The sequence below is a fragment of the Catellatospora sichuanensis genome (assembly GCF_007483665.1).
Taxonomy (GTDB): Bacteria; Actinomycetota; Actinomycetes; order Mycobacteriales; family Micromonosporaceae; genus Catellatospora; species Catellatospora sichuanensis.
The window spans coordinates 275,307-291,046 of record NZ_ML660186.1; the positions used below are offsets into that span (position 1 = coordinate 275,307).

General features: G+C 70.7%; 14 protein-coding genes. 13 read left to right on the forward strand and 1 reads right to left on the reverse strand.

The genetic code is table 11. The annotated features are described in order from the left end of the window. The first annotated feature begins 31 nt into the window (after positions 1-31). The 12 genes from FLL47_RS06950 to FLL47_RS07005 all read left to right on the forward strand — a co-directional run bounded on the left by FLL47_RS06950 (position 32) and on the right by FLL47_RS07005 (position 11,377). Positions 32-1,180 carry an acyl-CoA dehydrogenase family protein gene (locus FLL47_RS06950; RefSeq protein WP_144119591.1) on the forward strand — a complete coding sequence of 383 codons (1,149 nt, stop codon included), beginning with the start codon at positions 32-34 and terminating at the stop codon, positions 1,178-1,180. A 94-nt stretch (positions 1,181-1,274) separates the two neighbouring features. Then, positions 1,275-2,033 carry a 3-oxoacyl-ACP reductase FabG gene (gene fabG, locus FLL47_RS06955; protein ID WP_144119592.1) on the forward strand — a complete coding sequence of 253 codons (759 nt, stop codon included), beginning with the start codon at positions 1,275-1,277 and terminating at the stop codon, positions 2,031-2,033. 29 nt (positions 2,034-2,062) lie between these two features. Further along, entirely contained in the window at positions 2,063-3,235 is a 1,173-nt protein-coding gene (locus FLL47_RS06960) for an acyl-CoA dehydrogenase family protein (RefSeq protein WP_144119593.1), read from the forward strand. Continuing rightward, positions 3,232-3,663 (forward strand): MaoC family dehydratase, encoded by a 432-nt coding sequence (locus FLL47_RS06965; protein ID WP_144119594.1) that lies wholly within the window; start codon positions 3,232-3,234, stop codon positions 3,661-3,663. The genes FLL47_RS06960 and FLL47_RS06965 overlap by 4 nt, the downstream gene beginning before the upstream one ends. Next, positions 3,660-5,195 (forward strand): long-chain-fatty-acid--CoA ligase, encoded by a 1,536-nt coding sequence (locus FLL47_RS06970; protein WP_144119595.1) that lies wholly within the window; start codon positions 3,660-3,662, stop codon positions 5,193-5,195. The genes FLL47_RS06965 and FLL47_RS06970 overlap by 4 nt, the downstream gene beginning before the upstream one ends. 148 nt (positions 5,196-5,343) lie before the next feature. After that, positions 5,344-5,868, forward strand: coding sequence for a SigE family RNA polymerase sigma factor (locus tag FLL47_RS06975; protein ID WP_144119596.1), 525 nt, complete (start codon positions 5,344-5,346; stop codon positions 5,866-5,868). A 67-nt stretch (positions 5,869-5,935) separates the two neighbouring features. Next, positions 5,936-7,201: a hypothetical protein gene (locus FLL47_RS06980; protein WP_144119597.1), complete on the forward strand. Its 1,266-nt coding sequence runs from the start codon at positions 5,936-5,938 to the stop codon at positions 7,199-7,201. Positions 7,202-7,337: 136 nt separating this feature from the next. After that, the gene (locus FLL47_RS06985) at positions 7,338-7,904 is read left to right on the forward strand and encodes a SigE family RNA polymerase sigma factor (RefSeq protein ID WP_144119598.1); all 567 of its coding nucleotides are present in this window, start codon (positions 7,338-7,340) and stop codon (positions 7,902-7,904) included. Beyond that, positions 7,901-9,118, forward strand: a complete 1,218-nt coding sequence (locus FLL47_RS06990; protein ID WP_144119599.1) for a hypothetical protein — start codon at positions 7,901-7,903, stop codon at positions 9,116-9,118. The genes FLL47_RS06985 and FLL47_RS06990 overlap by 4 nt, the downstream gene beginning before the upstream one ends. Before the next feature lie 77 nt (positions 9,119-9,195). Further along, the gene (locus FLL47_RS06995; protein ID WP_144119600.1) at positions 9,196-9,885 is read left to right on the forward strand and encodes an HAD family hydrolase; all 690 of its coding nucleotides are present in this window, start codon (positions 9,196-9,198) and stop codon (positions 9,883-9,885) included. Between the two features lie 126 nt (positions 9,886-10,011). Next, positions 10,012-10,518, forward strand: coding sequence for a DinB family protein (locus FLL47_RS07000; protein WP_144119601.1), 507 nt, complete (start codon positions 10,012-10,014; stop codon positions 10,516-10,518). Positions 10,519-10,588: 70 nt separating this feature from the next. Next, positions 10,589-11,377 carry an SDR family NAD(P)-dependent oxidoreductase gene (locus tag FLL47_RS07005; RefSeq protein ID WP_144119602.1) on the forward strand — a complete coding sequence of 263 codons (789 nt, stop codon included), beginning with the start codon at positions 10,589-10,591 and terminating at the stop codon, positions 11,375-11,377. 207 nt (positions 11,378-11,584) lie between these two features. Here the strand turns inward: FLL47_RS07005 and FLL47_RS07010 are convergent, their stop codons facing one another. Then, a complete protein-coding gene (locus FLL47_RS07010) occupies positions 11,585-12,979 on the reverse strand; it encodes an FAD-dependent oxidoreductase (RefSeq protein ID WP_144119603.1) in 1,395 nt (464 codons plus the stop codon). Positions 12,980-13,371: 392 nt separating this feature from the next. Between FLL47_RS07010 and FLL47_RS07015 the strand changes: the two genes are divergently transcribed. Beyond that, positions 13,372-15,579, forward strand: coding sequence for a carbohydrate-binding module family 20 domain-containing protein (locus FLL47_RS07015; RefSeq protein ID WP_222105988.1), 2,208 nt, complete (start codon positions 13,372-13,374; stop codon positions 15,577-15,579). Positions 15,580-15,740: the final 161 nt, after the last annotated feature.

A 15,740-nucleotide genomic window follows, 5' to 3' on the forward strand; every position in this document is an offset into this window, starting at 1 on the left:
GAGATAAAACTTTCACCGCTAGTTTAATGCGGTGGACATGACACTGTCGCCGGAACACGCCGCGGTCCGCCGCCTCGCCGCCGAGTTCGTCGATCGCGAGGTCGTGCCGCACGCGGCGGAGTGGGACCGGCGCGAGAGCGTCGAGCGCACCGTGGTCAAGCAGCTCGGCGAGCTGGGCTTCCTCGGCCTGACCATCGCCGAGGAGCACGGCGGCAGCGGCGGCGACCACCTGGCGTACTGCCTGGTTCTGGAGGAACTCGGCCGCGGCGACTCGTCGGTGCGCGGCCTGGTCTCCGTGTCGCTGGGTCTCGTCGCCAAGAGCATCGCCCGGTACGGCACCGCCGACCAGTGCGCCCGTTGGCTGCCTGGTCTCTGCGGCGGCGAGCTGCTCGGCTGCTTCGCGCTGACCGAGCCGGGCACCGGGTCCGACGCGGCGTCGCTGACCACGCGGGCCGTGCGAGACGGCGGGGACTGGGTCATCACCGGTTCGAAGATCTTCATCACGAACGGGACCTGGGCGGATGTAGCCCTGGTCTTCGCCCGCACCGGCGGGGACGGGCCGCGGGGCATCAGCGCGTTCCTGGTGCCGACCGACGTGCCCGGGCTGACCCGGCGGGAGATCCACGGCAAGCTCGGGCTGCGCGGGCAGCCCACGGCGGAACTCGTCTTCGACGGGGTGCGGGTGCCGGCCGACGCCGTGCTCGGCGAGGAGGGGCGCGGGTTCCACCTCGCCATGTCCACGCTGGACAAGGGGCGGATGTCGGTCGCGGCGGGCTGCGTGGGTATCGCGCAGGGCTGCCTGGACGCGGCCGTCGGCTACGCGAAGGAGCGCACCCAGTTCGGCAAGCCGATCGCGGCGTACCAGCTGGTCCAGCAGTTGATCTCGGATGTCGCGGTGGACACCGCGGCGGCCCGGCTGCTGGTGTGGCGGGTCGCCGACCTGATCGACCGCGGGCAGCCGTACGCGACCGAGGCGTCCATGGCGAAGCTGTTCGCCAGCGAGGCGGCCGTGCGCGCGGCGAACAAGGCGCTGCAGGTGTTCGGCGGGTACGGCTACGTCGACGAGTACCCGGTCGGCAAGTACCTGCGCGACGCCCGCGTCACCACCCTCTACGAGGGCACCAGCCAGATCCAGCAGCTCCTCATCGGTCGCGCACTCACCGGCGTGAACGCGTTCTGAAGGTCCAGCTCAGATAGGCACAGGCGTTAAGAAGGGCACCTTCCTCTACACATAGCGATGTGAAGGTGCCCTTCCTTTCAAAAGGAGGATGGGCATGAGCAGGTTCAGTGGGCGGGTCGCGATCGTGACCGGTGGCGCGCAGGGGATCGGGGCGGCTACCGCGAAGCGGTTGGCGTCGGAAGGGGCGGCGGTTGCGGTCGTCGATCTGAGCGCGGAGAAGAGTGAGGCGCTGGCGAAGGAGATCGCGGCGGCGGGCGGCACCGCTTCGGGGTACGGGTGTGACGTCACCGACGAGGCGGCGGTGCACGCGATGACCGAGCGGGTCGTCGCGGATCACGGACGGCTGGACATTCTGGTCAACAACGCGGGGATCACGCGGGACGATCTGCTGTTCAAGATGAGCGCGGCGGACTGGCACGCGGTGCTGAACACCAACCTGACCAGCATGTTCTACTGCTGCCAGGCGGCGCAGAAGCACATGGTGGCAGGCAAGTACGGCAAGATCGTCAATTTGAGCAGCCGGTCGGCGCTGGGCAACCGGGGGCAGGTCAACTATGCGGCGGCCAAGGCGGGCGTGCAGGGGTTGACGGCGACGCTGTCGATCGAGCTGGGGCCGTTCAACATCTGCGTCAACGCGGTCGCGCCGGGGTATGTGGCCACCGCGATGACCGCCGCCACCGCCGAGCGGGTCGGCTCGTCGGCCGAGGCGCACCAGAAGTGGGCGAGCGAGCACACGCCGCTGCGCCGGGTCGCCCAGCCAGCGGAGATCGCTTCCGTGGTCGCGTTCCTGGCCAGCGACGACGCCTCCTTCGTCACCGGGCAGACCCTCTACGTCAACGGCGGCGCGCGCTAAGCGAAGCACCACAACCGAAGGGAACCACAGTGGACTTCTCGCTCGACGACGAGCAGCGGGCGATCCGGGACACCGCCCGCGCCTTCATCCGCAAGGAGGTCGTGCCCCTCGAACACGAGCTGCTGCGCCGCGAACGCGCCGGAGAGCCCGGCATCGAGCGGTCGGAGCTGCGCGAGCTGCAGCTCAAGGCCCGGAAGTTCGGCTTCTGGGGGCTGGCCACGCCGACCGAGTACGGCGGCATGGACCTGCCCGCGATCATGCAGTCGCTGATCTGGACCGAGATCGGGCACACCCTGGTGCCGTTCCGGTTCGGCGGCGAGGCCGACAACATCCTGTTCCACGCCAACGCGGAGCAGCAGGAGGAGTACCTCAAGCCCACCATCGAGGGTGAACGCGTCTCCTGCTTCGCCATCACCGAGCCGGGCGCGGGCTCCGACGCCGCGAACATCAAGCTCAGTGCCCGCAAGGACGGCGACGACTGGGTCCTGAACGGCGAGAAGACCTTCATCACCAACGGCAACGACGCCGACTTCGCCATCGTGGTCGCGGTCACCGACAGGGACAAGGGGGTACGCGGCGGCGGCACCACGGCGTTCCTGGTCGACCGGGCGATGGGCTGGCACTCGGAGTTCATCGCCACCATGGGGCCGGGTGGCCCCGCGTCGCTGGTGTTCGACAACGTGCGCGTCCCGTCCCGCAACATCCTCGGCGAGCTCGGCCAGGGCTTCGAGCTGGGCATGAAGTGGATCGGCAAGGGCCGCTACCTCATCCCGTCGCACGCGCTCGGCATCGGCGAGCGGGCCCTGCAGATGGCCGTCGACTACGCCAACACCCGGGTCACCTTCGGCAAGCCGATCGGCGAGAACCAGGCCATCCAGTGGATGATCGCCGACGCGGAGACCGAGCTGGAGGCGGCCCGCTGGCTGGTGCTGCGCGCCGCGTGGACGGTCGACCAGGGCGAGGACCCGCGCCACTCGTCGTCGATGGCGAAGCTCTACGGCGCCGGGATGATCAACCGGCTGGTGGACCGGGTCATGCAGATCCACGGCGGCATGGGCTACACCCGGGAGCTGCCCATCGAGCGCTGGTACCGGCAGGTGCGGCTGCTGCGCATCTACGAGGGCACCGACGAGATGCAGCGTCTGATCATCTCGCGGGACCTGCTGCGCGGGTACACGAAGATCGGGGGGCATCTGGCATGAGGGTGTTCGCGTCCGCCCAGGAGCTGGCCGCCGCGGTCGGCCAGTGTTTCGGTCCGGGCCCCTGGCAGCGCGTCGACCGGTCGCGGGTGGACGCGTACACCGACGCCACCGGCGGCGTCGACTGCATCGGCATCGGGGCGGCCACGCCCGGCTGGCTGACCCTGTCGATGCTGCCGCTGCTGGTCCGCGACGTGTACCGGTTCGACAACGTGCGCCTGGGCGTCAACTACGGGGTGAACCGGGTCCGCTTCCCGGCCCCGATCCCGGTGGGCGCCCAGGTGCGCCTCACCGCCCGCATCGCCGAGGTCGAGCCCGTCGACGGCGGCGTGCAACTCATCGCGCAGCTCACCGTCCGCGCCGACGGCGAGGACAAACCCTGCTGCGTGGCCGAAACCGTCAGCCGTATCTACTTCGAGGAGGAGCTGTGAGCACGCTTTCCCTGGCCGCCGTCCTGGCCGAGGCCGCGCGCCGCCATCCCGCAAAGACCGCCGTGGTCGACGCGTTCGGCCGCGAGACCTACGCCGACCTGTGGCGGCAGGCGCTCGCGTACGCCGCGGGCCTGCGCGAACTCGGCATCCAGCCCGGTGACGCGGTCGCGCTGGTCGCGCCGAACGTGACCGACTTTCCGCGCGCCTACTACGGCATCCTCGCCGCGGGCGGCGTCGTGGTGCCGGTGCACCTGCTGCTCACCCCGACCGAGGCGGCGTACGTGCTGCGCGACAGCGGGGCGAAGCTGGTCGTCTGCCACAGCGGCATGCTCGCGCTGGGCGCACCCGCCGCGGCCGAGGCCGGCGTCCCTGTGGTCAGCGTCGGCCCGCGTCCCGACGAGGGCGGCCCGGAGCGGCTGGAGCAGATCAGCTCCCGGGTGCCCGCGCTGCGCTCGTACGAGACCCGCTACCCGAACGACCCGGCCGTCATCTTCTACACCAGCGGGACCACCGGCAAGCCCAAGGGGGCCGTGCTCACCCACCTCAACCTGGTGATGAACGCGACCGTCAACATCTTCGACGCCAACGACGCCCGCCCCACCGACGTGGCACTCGGCTGCCTGCCGCTGTTCCACACGTTCGGGCAGACCGTCGGCATGAACGGCACCTTCCGCATCGGCGCGACGCTGGTGCTGCTGGCCCGGTTCACCGGCGAGGCGGCGATCGACCTGATGCTGCGCGAGGGCGTCGACGTCTTCCACGGCGTGCCGACCATGTACGTCGGCCTGCTCGAAGCCGCTGCCGGGCGCACCGACCTGCCCAAGCTGCGGCTGGCCATCTCCGGCGGCGCGTCGCTGCCGGTGGCCGTGCTGGAGCGGTTCAACAAGACGTTCGACACCACGATCTACGAGGGCTACGGCCTGTCGGAGACCTCCCCGACGGCCACCACCAACCAGCCGCACTTCGGCGTACGGCCCGGCACCGTCGGCCACTCCGTCTGGGGCGTCGAGGTCGAGATCGCCCGCGCCGAGGTCGACGACCGCATCGAGCTGCTCGGCACCGGCGAACTCGGCGAGATCGTGATCCGCGGCCACAACGTGTTCGCGGGATACCTCGGCAACCCCGCCGCGACCGAGCAGGCCCTGGTGGACGGCTGGTTCCGCACCGGCGACCTCGGCACCAAGGACGCCGAGGGCTTCGTCTCCATCGTGGACCGCAAGAAGGACATCGTGATCCGCGGCGGCTTCAACGTGTACCCCCGCGAGGTCGAGGAAGTCCTGGCCCGCCACCCGTCCATCGAGCTGGTCTCGGTCATCGGCGTCCCCGACGACGTGCACGGCGAGGAGATCTGCGCCGTCGTCGTGCTGCGCCCCGACGCCGAACCGGTCACCGAGGACGGCCTCATCACCTGGTCCCGCGACCAGCTCGGCAAGCACAAGTACCCCCGCCAGGTCCGCTTCCTCCCCGAACTCCCCATGGGCCCCAGCCACAAGATCCTCAAACGCGAGCTCCGCCGTATGCTCACCGACTGATGAGCAGAAGGAAGGGCACCTTCTTATCGCTTTGCGATGCAGAAGGTGCCCTTCCTAACTTCTGCCGCGGGTTTTCCAACCCGTGCGCCGTGTGCCGCCGTGTAGGTGGGGCGGAAGGTCGGACAGACGAACGGGGAGGTGTCATGTGGTGGACGACGACGGATTCCGCGAGTTCGTGCACGCCCGGCTGAGCAGGCTGTCGCGCATCGCGTACCTGCTGACCGGAGACCATCACGCGGCCGAGGACCTGCTGCAGAACGCACTGGTCAAGCTGGCGTCGCGGTGGTCGAAGGTGGCCTCCGGGGGCGCGCCGGACGCGTACCTGCGCAAGATCCTCTACCACGAGCACGTGTCGGCCTGGCGGCGTAACCGCCACCTGCGCGCCGAGTGGCCCACGGCAGAGCCGCCGGAAGGGGGCAGCGGCCGGGACATGGCCGCCGAGACGGTGCGCCGCGTGCTTCTCGAGCAGGCGCTCGCCAAGCTGACCCGCAAGCAGCGCGCGGTGATCGTGCTGCGCTTCGTCGAGGACCTGTCCGAGGCCGACGCCGCCGCGGCGCTCGGCGTCACCGTGGGCACGGTCAAGAGCCAGACGTCGTACGCCCTGAAGCGGCTGCGCGAGCTGGCACCCGAACTGCACGTGCTGGTCAGGGAACCGAAGGAGGCCTGGGCATGAGCGAGCGCAGCGAGCGAATCATGTTGCCCGGGGTTCATGCCGCCGACGAGCGAAGCGAGGAGAAGGCATGAGCGACCTGACCGAACTGCTGGCCGACATCGGTGACCGCGCCCGCACGTACGACGTCACGGAACAGGCCCTGGTGCTGGGCCGTCGCCGGCGCAACGCCCGCCGCCTGTCCGGTGTGGGCGGGATCGCCGCGGTGGTCGTCCTGTCGATCCTGGGCGTCACGTACCTGCCTGCCGCGCAGAGCTCGCCGCCGCCCCCGGCGGCCCCTTCGTCACCGGCCCCGGCCCTGTCGCCGACCACCCCGGCCGTGAACGTGGCCAAATGCGTGCCCCAGCGCCTGCCGATGCCCAAGGGCTATCCGCCGAAGAGCGTGCTGACCGGCGGCGACCCCACCGGCCGCTTCCTGGTCGGCCGGGCCTACCCGTACGACGGCCGGGACCGCCTGCTGATCTGGGAGGACGGCAAGGTCAAGGTGGTCCGGCACGAGGGCGAGGACCCCGACCTCAACGACATCAGCTCCACCGGCATCGCGGTCGGGTCCAGTTTCGTCGAAGGGGACGTCCAGGTCCCGTGGATCTACCAGAACGGCAAGTTGCGCAGGCTGAAGGGCAAGAACGCGGCGGCGAACGCGGTCAACGACAGCGGCGTCGCCGTCGGCGCGATGGGCCGCAACGGACCTGCCCTCGGCGGGGCAGGTATTGCCGACGAGCGCCCGGTCGTGTGGCGCTCACCGGCTGCAGAACCGACAGCGCTGTCAGTACCGGCCGGGATGGTGGGTAGGGCGACAGGCATCGACGCCGACGGCACGATCTCCGGCTGGGTGGGCCCGCCGCCGCGATTCGGCAAGCGCGGGGAGAAGCCGTCCATGCCGGTGAACCCGAGCCGGGCGGTCGTCTGGCAGCCCGACGGCACGATGCGGGAGCTGAAGGTGCCGGACAGCATCGACGGCAGGCCGGTCGTCGGGGCCACGGCCGAGGACATCCACGACGGCCAGGTGGGCGGCAGCTTCGTCACCGGCACCGGCGACGCCGACCGGTACGAGTACGTGGCACAGTGGAACCTCGCCACCGGCGAGGTGCGCTGGCACGCCGTGACCGGCCGCATGAGGCACATCAACGCCTCCGGGCTCGCGGTCCCGTGGGCGAGGCATCCCGTGCTGTTCCTGGAGCAGGCCACCGTGCCACTGCCGGACGCGAAGGGCGCCCCCGAGTCCTCGGCGGCCGAGCCGGACATCCGGGTGATCAGCGTGGACGGCCGCATCGTCGCCGGCTACCAGCCGGTCAACGGAGCCGGCCCCGCCGCGGTCGTCTGGCACTGCACCTGACGAAGGAAGGGCACCTTCTTACCTCTATGTGTAAAAGAAGGTGCCCTTCTTAACTCGCTGCCGACGACTTCCAACTTTCGTGCCGTACGCCGCCGTCAGCTGATGCGGAAGGACGACACGATCGAGGAGGTGACGGGTGGCGGACGACGAAGGTTTCCGCGACTACGTGCACGCGAGGCTGGGCTGGTTGTCGCGTATCGCGTACCTGCTCGCCGGTGATCGCCATGCGGCGGAGGACCTGCTGCAGAACACGCTGATCCGGCTGTCCCCGCGGTGGTCGAAGGTGGTGCGCGCGGGCACGCCTGACGCGTACGTGCGCAAGCTGATGTATCACGAGCACGTGTCGGCCTGGCGGCGTGCTCGCCACCTGCGCGCCGAATACACGACGGCGGAACTGCCGGACGGGGCGGCCGGGTCGGACATGGCCGCCGAGACCGTGCGGCGGCTGCTGCTGGAGCAGGCACTGGCCAAGCTGACCCGCAAGCAGCGGGCGGTGATCGTGCTGCGGTACTTCGAGGACCTGTCCGAGGCCGATGCCGCCGACGCGCTCGGCGTGTCCATCGGCACCATCAAGAGCCAGACTTCGCACGCGCTGTCGCGGCTGCGCGAGCTCGCGCCGGAGCTGCACGTGCTGGTCAGGGAGCCGAGCGAGCGTGGCGGCACGGCCGTCCGCCAGCTCGGCGGGAACGGGGTGAGGGCATGAGCGACCTGAAGGAACTGCTGCTCGCGATCAGCGACCACGCCGGGGTGTACGACGTCACCGAGCGTGCCTACGTGCTCGGCCGCCGCCGCCGTACCAGACGCCGCGCGGCCTACAGCGGTGCGACCGCGGTCTTCGCCGTCACGGCCCTGCTGGCCGCGGTGAACCTGCCCCTCGACCGCCCCGCCCCCGAACCGGCGGTAACGCCGTCCCCGTCTCCGTCCGCGGTCGCCCTGTCGGCGTGCACGGCCGCGGAGCTGCCCACGCCTGCCGGCGTCCGGCCGGACGAGTTCCGCATGGTGGCGGGCGATCCCACCGGGCGGATCCTCGCTTCACGTGGCAAGGACGTCAAGGGCGGCGACATCGTGGCGGTCTGGACCGACGGCGTGCCCACCGCGGTGGGCAAGGTGTCGGACCTGGTCGTCGAGGTCACCGCGGTCAGCTCGACCGGCGCCGTCGTGCTGTTCGGCCAGAAACTGAAGGACGGCAGCCGCGGACAGACCCAGTACACGGCGCTCGCCTGGGTGTACCAGGACGGCAAGGTGACCCGGCTCAAGGGCGACGAGGCCTTCGGTGCCGCGGTCAACGCCGCCGGCACGGTCGTCGGCATGGTCGGGAAGAACCCGGTGACCTGGCGCGACGCCACCGCCGAGCCGAAGCGGCTGCCCGTGCCGGCGGGTATGACGGCGGGGGTGCCGATGGCGATCGCCGACGACGGCTCGGTCGTCGCGCCGCTCTATCAGGGCACGAACAGCCGGTTGCACCTCTGGTCGCCGGACGGCTCGCGCCGCCCGCTCACCTCGCCCGACACGATCGACGGCGCGCCGGTCGTCGAATCCATGGTCGGCCGGGTCGCCGACGGCTGGGCCGCCGGGACGATCGTCACGCAGAAGGGGCAAGCGCGGCAGTGGTACGCGGCACGCTGGAATCTCGGCACCGGCGCGGTCGAGTGGTTCGGCGGTCCGGGCCGCCCGGGACCGGTCAATCCGCAGGGGTGGGCCGTCTTCGGGGACACGGCGGCGCTGACCCTGGTGCACGGGGACACGGCCGTCGTGGTGACCGGGCTGCCCGGCTACACGCCAGGGACAAACCGCACCGCGATGGACCGGCCGGTCGTCTCGGTGATCAGCCCGGACGGGCGCATGCTGGCCGGGAGCCAGATCACCCTGGCGCGGCAGGTGCCGTCGCACCGGGTACTGCGGTGGACCTGCCGGTGAGCTTCGCGGGCCGGGCACGTGATCTGTGCCCGGCCCGCGGCTTGACACCGACCCCTGCCGCGTGATCCGGTCGGGGGATGCAACGGCTGGTGCTCTGGGACATCGACCGCACGCTGATCGACGGCGGCAAGGTCGGCCGGGACGTGTTCGTCGCCGCGTACCTGGCGGTGGTGGGCAGCGAGCCGCCGCGGCTGCCGGAGTTCGGCGGGCGTACCGACCACTGGATCTTCACGACGGCGCTGGAGTGGCACGGCCGCGAGGTCAGCACGGACATCGTGGCCGAGTTCTTCGTCCACCTGGCCGAGCACACCCGGGCGCACCGGCCGCAGTTGCTGGCCCGCGGTGCGGCGCTGGCCGGTGCGGCGCAGGCGCTGACCGCGCTGGCGGCGCAGACCGGAGTGGTGCAGTCGGTGGTCACCGGCAACATCCGGGAGGCCGCGTACGAGAAACTGTCCGCGTTCGACCTGCTCGGGCCGATCGACCTGGAGGTCGGCGGCTACGGCTGCGACGACGGGGTGCGTTCCGTGCTGGTGCGGCTGGCCCACGAGCGGGCGCAGGCCAAGTACACCGCGGTACTGCCCGCGCGGCAGGTCGTGGTCATCGGTGACACGCCGCACGACATCGAGGCGGCCAAGGCCAACGGCGCGATCGCGGTGGGTGTGGCGACCGGCTCGTGTACCGCCGACGAGCTGGTCGAGGCGGGCGCGGACGTGGTGCTGCCGTCGCTGGCCGACACCGCGGCGGTGCTGCGCGCAGCCCTGGCCTGACCTGTCAGGCCCATAGGCCCACGGCACGACGTCGACCGTGCGCGTGATTTCGGCGGGGCATGCTCGCGGCTTGATCCGGGGCTTATCGGTTCGACAGGCACCGGACCGACCAGCATGATCGCAGGCATGACACGAACCGACGTGCCCGCCACCTGGGACGAACGAGCCACCCTGACCACGTTCCTCGACTACGCCCGCGCGACGGTGCGCGCCAAGTGCGAGGGCATCTCCGACGAGGCTGCGCGTAGGGCGCCGCTGCCGGACTCTCCGCTGATGACGGTGAAGGGCCTGGTCAGCCACGTGCGCTGGGTGGAGTACTCGTGGTTCCAGGTGGTGCTGCTGGGTGAGGAGGACGCCGGGCCGTGGACGAAGGAGGAGCCGGACCGCGAGTTCACCTTCGCGCTGGACGTGCCGATCGAGCAGCTGCTCGACGAGTACGAGGCGCAGAGCGCCCGCTACCGGGAACTGGTCGCCTCGCTCGACCTGGACACCCTCGCCCAGCGTGACCTGCGCGGGGCAGGCCGCCCCGCGACGCTGCGCTGGATCCTGTTCCACCTGGTCGAGGAGATCGCCCGGCACAACGGCCACCTCGACGTGGTGCGCGAACTCGTCGACGGCACCAAGGGCGACTGACCTGCCCGTTCCCGTGATCGCGAGCACCCGGCGCGCGTAACCTGAACCGGAGCGCGTCGGGGGAGGCGTCATGGATCTGCACCTGGGCGGCAAGGTGGCGGTGGTCACCGGGGCGAGCAAGGGCATCGGCCTGGCGGTGGTGAAGGCACTGGTGGCCGAGGGCGCGAGCGTGGTCGCCGCGGCCCGGGACACCGCCGGTGAGCTGGCCGAGATCGCGGCGAACGGCCCCGTGCGCACCGTCTCCGTCGACCTGACCGACCCGGCCGGGCCGCAGCGCCTGATCGACGAGGCGGTGACCGCCCATGGCGGGCTGGACGTGCTGGTCAACAACGTGGGTGCGGTGAAGCCGCGGCTGGGCGGGTTCGTCTCGGTCACCGACGAGGACTGGCTGTGGTCGCTGAGCGTCAACCTGCTCTCCGCGGTGCGCACCACCCGGGCCGCACTGCCGCACCTGCTGGCCCGGGGCAAGGGCAGCATCGTGACGGTGAGCTCGATCAACGCCTTTCTGCCCGACCCGACGATCATCGACTACACCGCATCGAAGGCGGCGCTGACCAACTTCTCCAAGGCGCTGTCCAAGGAGGTCGGACCGAAGGGCATCCGGGTCAACACGATCAGCCCCGGCCCGGTGCGCACGCCGCTGTGGACGGGTGTGGACGGTGTCGCCAAGTCGTTCGGCGTGGCCGGCGGGGTGTCGGCCGAGGAGGTGGCCAAGCAGGTCGCCGCGCAGGCGGCGACCGGTCGGTTCACCGAGGCCGAGGAGGTAGCCGACCTGGTGGTGCTGCTCGCCGGCGCACGCGCGGGCAACGTCACCGGTGCCGACTTCGTCATCGACGGCGGGCTCATCACCACACTGTGAACCCCATCGGGTGACCACGGCCGGATTATTTTCGATGCGGAGGTTTGACGCGCGGTCTTTCGGGGAAACCCCGTGCGCCGCGCGGCCACTCGTCATTGGAGGGATGGGCGCATCCCGGAACGAGTGGCCGCGTACGGCCGTCGCCCGCCGGCGGCTCGATCGATTCGGTCGCACCCCGGATCGACCGTCCGCCGGCGGGCTGCCTGGTCAGCCGGCCGGTTCGGCCAGCGAGACCGGGGCGGCCTGGGCGACCGGCGTGGCACGGGCCTTGCCCGTCCGTCCGGACCACAGCACCCGGGCCAGCACGCCGGGGGAGAAGAGCCGCTGCGGCGGGGACATCAGGTTCGCCACGGCCAGGAACGCGAGGCCGACCTCGGGGTGCTTGGCGGCCGCGATGTGCAGGCGGCCGACGTACCCGTTGAGGAAGTCGACCTTGCCGGTGCGAGCGCCCTCGACCTCGGGGTAGCGCAGGTCGGCGCCGACCGCGATGTCCCACGGCACGTCGATGACCTTCGCTGCGGCCGCGTAGAAGCGCTTGGGCAGGCCGTCGCGGCCCGCGCGCAGGCTGTCCCGGAGCACGACCGACTCGACCGCGGCCACGGTCATGCCCTGGCCGTATGCCGGGTTGAAGCTGCACATCGCGTCGGCGACGGCGACGAAGCCCTCGGGCAGCCGCGTCATCCGCTCATAGCGGCGGCGCACGCTGACCGGCAGCCGCAGGCGCAGTGCCGGACCGGCCGGCTCGCACTTGCTGAGCAGCTGGAACAGCTCGTCGCCGGGCAGCTGCCGGGCGAACCCGACGTAGTCGTCCGGGTTCGTCGGCGGGGTGCCCGCCTTGCCCACGCCGACCAGGGTGACCATCCAGCGGTCGCCCTCGACCGGCACCGCGATGCCGCCGAAGGGCGTCTGCGGCGACGGGCTGATCACGGCCGCGCTGAAGTTCAGCTGGCCGGGCGTACGGCGGTAGGCCCGCGAGACGTAGACCGTGTGCGGGTCCACGTGCTCCTCGGCGGGCTTGTCGAAGCCCAGCTCGGCGAGCCAGGTCGGGCCGCGGTTGCCGCGGCCGGTGGCGTCGATGACCAGGTCGGCGTCGAGACGCTGCTCGGCGTCGCCGCCGACGGGCAGCACCCGCGCGCCGACGACCCGGCTGCCGTCCGCCGAGGCGATCAGGCCGACGGCCTCGTGGCGGGCGTGCAGCGCAACGTTCGGCAGCTCGGTGAGCCGGCGGCGTACGTACGCCTCCAGCCCGATCCGGGTGACGCCGAGGCCCTGCAGGCCGGTGGCCTTCGCGGCGAGCCGGTGGCCGTCGTTGATCCAGACGACGTCGTGCTGCACGTCGAGGGGCACGGCTCCGGCCTGCGCCATGTCGGCGGCGAATCCGGGGAACAGCTCCTCCAGCACTTCGCGGCCGCGGGCGAGCAGGCCGTGCGTGTGGTCGCCCTGCGGCACCCCCTTGCGGCCGGTGACGCCGTCGGTGGGCAGCGCGTCGCGGTCGAAGATGGTGACCTTCGCGTACGACTCGCTCAGCACGCGGGCGGCCAGCAGGCCGCCGATGCTGGCGCCGAGCACGATCGCGTGCCCGGACTTTTCCTTGGCAGACAAGGTTTTCTCCGTCTCGGTGTGGGGTGTGCACACACCGTAAGAAGGGGTGACGCAATCATGAAAACGAATATGCGGTCCGGTAGATGACACTGTGTGCCCGCTCACGCGCGCTGCGTGGGTGCTGTCGGGAGCCCGACGACGGCCGGCTGGAAGAATCTTTGAAAGATTTTTCACGACGGTGCGCGCGGTAGCCCGGCTCGGCGTGCACCGATGTGGTCCAGGGGTCGCCTGGTGGTAGCCGTCGGTGCAAATGGAACCCCCACCAGCTCTGATTTGTACGGTAAATCCGGCGCATCGACGCTCTTCACGCCGTGTCAACGCGGGGCTAACATCCTTGAAACTTGCGCAAGAGTTTCCATCCCCCCGCCCCTCCCTGACCCAGGAGGAGACTCGTGTTCACCCGCAACCGCCCCCTAGCCGCAGCCCTCGCCTCGGTGCTGCTGGCCGCCGCGCTCTCCGTGGTCGTGCTCCTGCGCCCCGGCACCCCCGACCTCGTCCCGGCGAAGGCAGACGCCAATCCGGGCAACCGCGACGTCATCGTGCACCTGTTCCAGTGGCCGTGGGCCTCGATCGCGAACGAGTGCACCACCGTGCTGGGCCCGAAGGGCTTCGGCGCCGTGCAGGTGTCCCCGCCGCAGGAGCACGTCGTACTCGGCAGCCAGGGCTACCCCTGGTGGCAGGACTACCAGCCGGTCAGCTACCAGTTCGTCAGCCGTCGCGGCAACCGTGCCGCCTTCGCGAACATGGTCTCCGCCTGCCACAACGCGGGCGTGAAGATCTACGTGGACGCCGTGATCAACCACATGGCCGGGGGCGCGTCCACCGGCACCGGCTCCGCAGGTTCGACCTACTCGCAGTACAACTACCCGGGGATCTATCAGAATCAGGACTTCCACCACTGCGGCCGCAACGGCAACGACGACATCGTGGCCTGGGGCGACCGGTGGGAGGTGCAGAACTGCGAGCTGGTCGACCTGTCCGACCTGGCCACCGAGTCCTCCTATGTGCGCGGGAAGATCACCGCGTACCTCAACGACCTGGTCTCGCTCGGCGTGGACGGGTTCCGCGTCGACGCGGCCAAGCACATGCCCGTCGCCGACCTGCAGGCGATCCTGGGCGGCGTCAGCGGCACGCCGTACGTCTTCCACGAGGTGATCGAGGACAGCGCGTTCCCGCCCGGGGAGTACGCCGGGATCGGTGACGTGACCGAGTTCCGCTACGGCGACGTCGTCGGCAACGCGTTCCGTGACGCGAACCTGTCCAACCTGAACAACCTCGCGTCCCAGATGGCGCTGGCGAGCGGAGACGCGGTCAACTTCGTCGACAACCACGACACGCAGCGCAACGGCCGCGCCCGGCTCACCTACAAGAACGGGCAGACCCACGCGCTGGCGGCGGCGTTCAGCCTGGCGTACCCGTACGGCACGCCGCAGCTGATGAGCAGCTTCACGTTCAGCAACAACGACGCCGGCCCGCCCGCGAGCAACGGCGTCACCAGCCAGGTGAGCTGCGGTTCGGGTTGGGAGTGCGAGCACCGCAAGTCCGTGGTCGCGAACCTGGTCGGCTTCCACAACGCGGTCAACGGCACCGGCGTCGCCAACTGGACCTCGCCGTCGGCGTCCCGGATCGCGTTCGGGCGCGGCAACGTCGGCTTCGCCGCGTTCAACCGCGACGGCGCAGCCTGGAGCACCACCTTCAGCACCGGGCTGCCCGCAGGCGTGTACTGCAACGTGGCCACCGGCGATTTCACCGCCGGGGCCTGCGCGGGCAGCACCGTCACCGTGAACGGCTCCGGCCAGGCCGCCGTCACCGTGGCGGCCAACAGCGCGCTGGCGATCTACACCGGGGCGCTGGTGGGCAACCCGCCCTCACCGACGGCCTCGGGCACCCCGTCGCCGACCCCGTCCGGCACCGCCTGCACCAGTGTGGCGGTCACGCTGGAGTCCACCGCCACCACGACCAGCGGCCAGCACGTCTTCGTCGCCGGCAGCATCGCCCAGCTCGGCTCCTGGAACACCGCGAACGCGGTCGCCATGTCCAGCGCGGCCTACCCGGTCTGGCGGGTCACCATCAGCCTGCCCGCGGGCACGTCGTTCGCCTACAAGTACATCAAGAAGGACGGTTCCGGCACCGTCACCTGGGAGAGCATCGCCAACCGCAGCCGTACCGTGCCGACCGGCGTCTGCGCGGTCACCTACCCGGAGACCTGGAACGTGCCCGGCGGCTCGACCCCGTCGCCCAGTGCCTCCCCGACATCGTCCCCGTCGGCCTCGCCGAGCCCGTCGCCCACCGGCTCGACCTGCGCCTCCATCGCGGCGGCGTTCTCGGTGAACGCGACCACCACCTGGGGCCAGAACGTCTACGTCGTCGGTTCCATCCCCGCCCTCGGCAACTGGAACGCCGCGAGCGCGGTGGCCCTGTCCAGCGCGGCCTACCCGGTCTGGACCGCCACGGTCAACCTGCCCACCGGCACGACCTTCGCGTACAAGTACCTCAAGAAGGACGCCGCCGGCACCGTCACCTGGGAAAGCGACCCCAACCGCGCCCGCACCACCCCCACCGTCCCCTGCACCGCCACCTACCCCGACACCTGGCGCTAGGGACAAAGGAAGGGCACCTTCTTAACGCTCCGCGTTATAGAAGGTGCCCTTCTTAACGCCTCACCCGTCTTGAGCTGCGCCGATGCACGCTGTGGCCGCTACGTGCGGCCTGACCAGCGGCGCAGGTCGTCAAAGGTTAAGAAGGGCACCTTCTACAACGC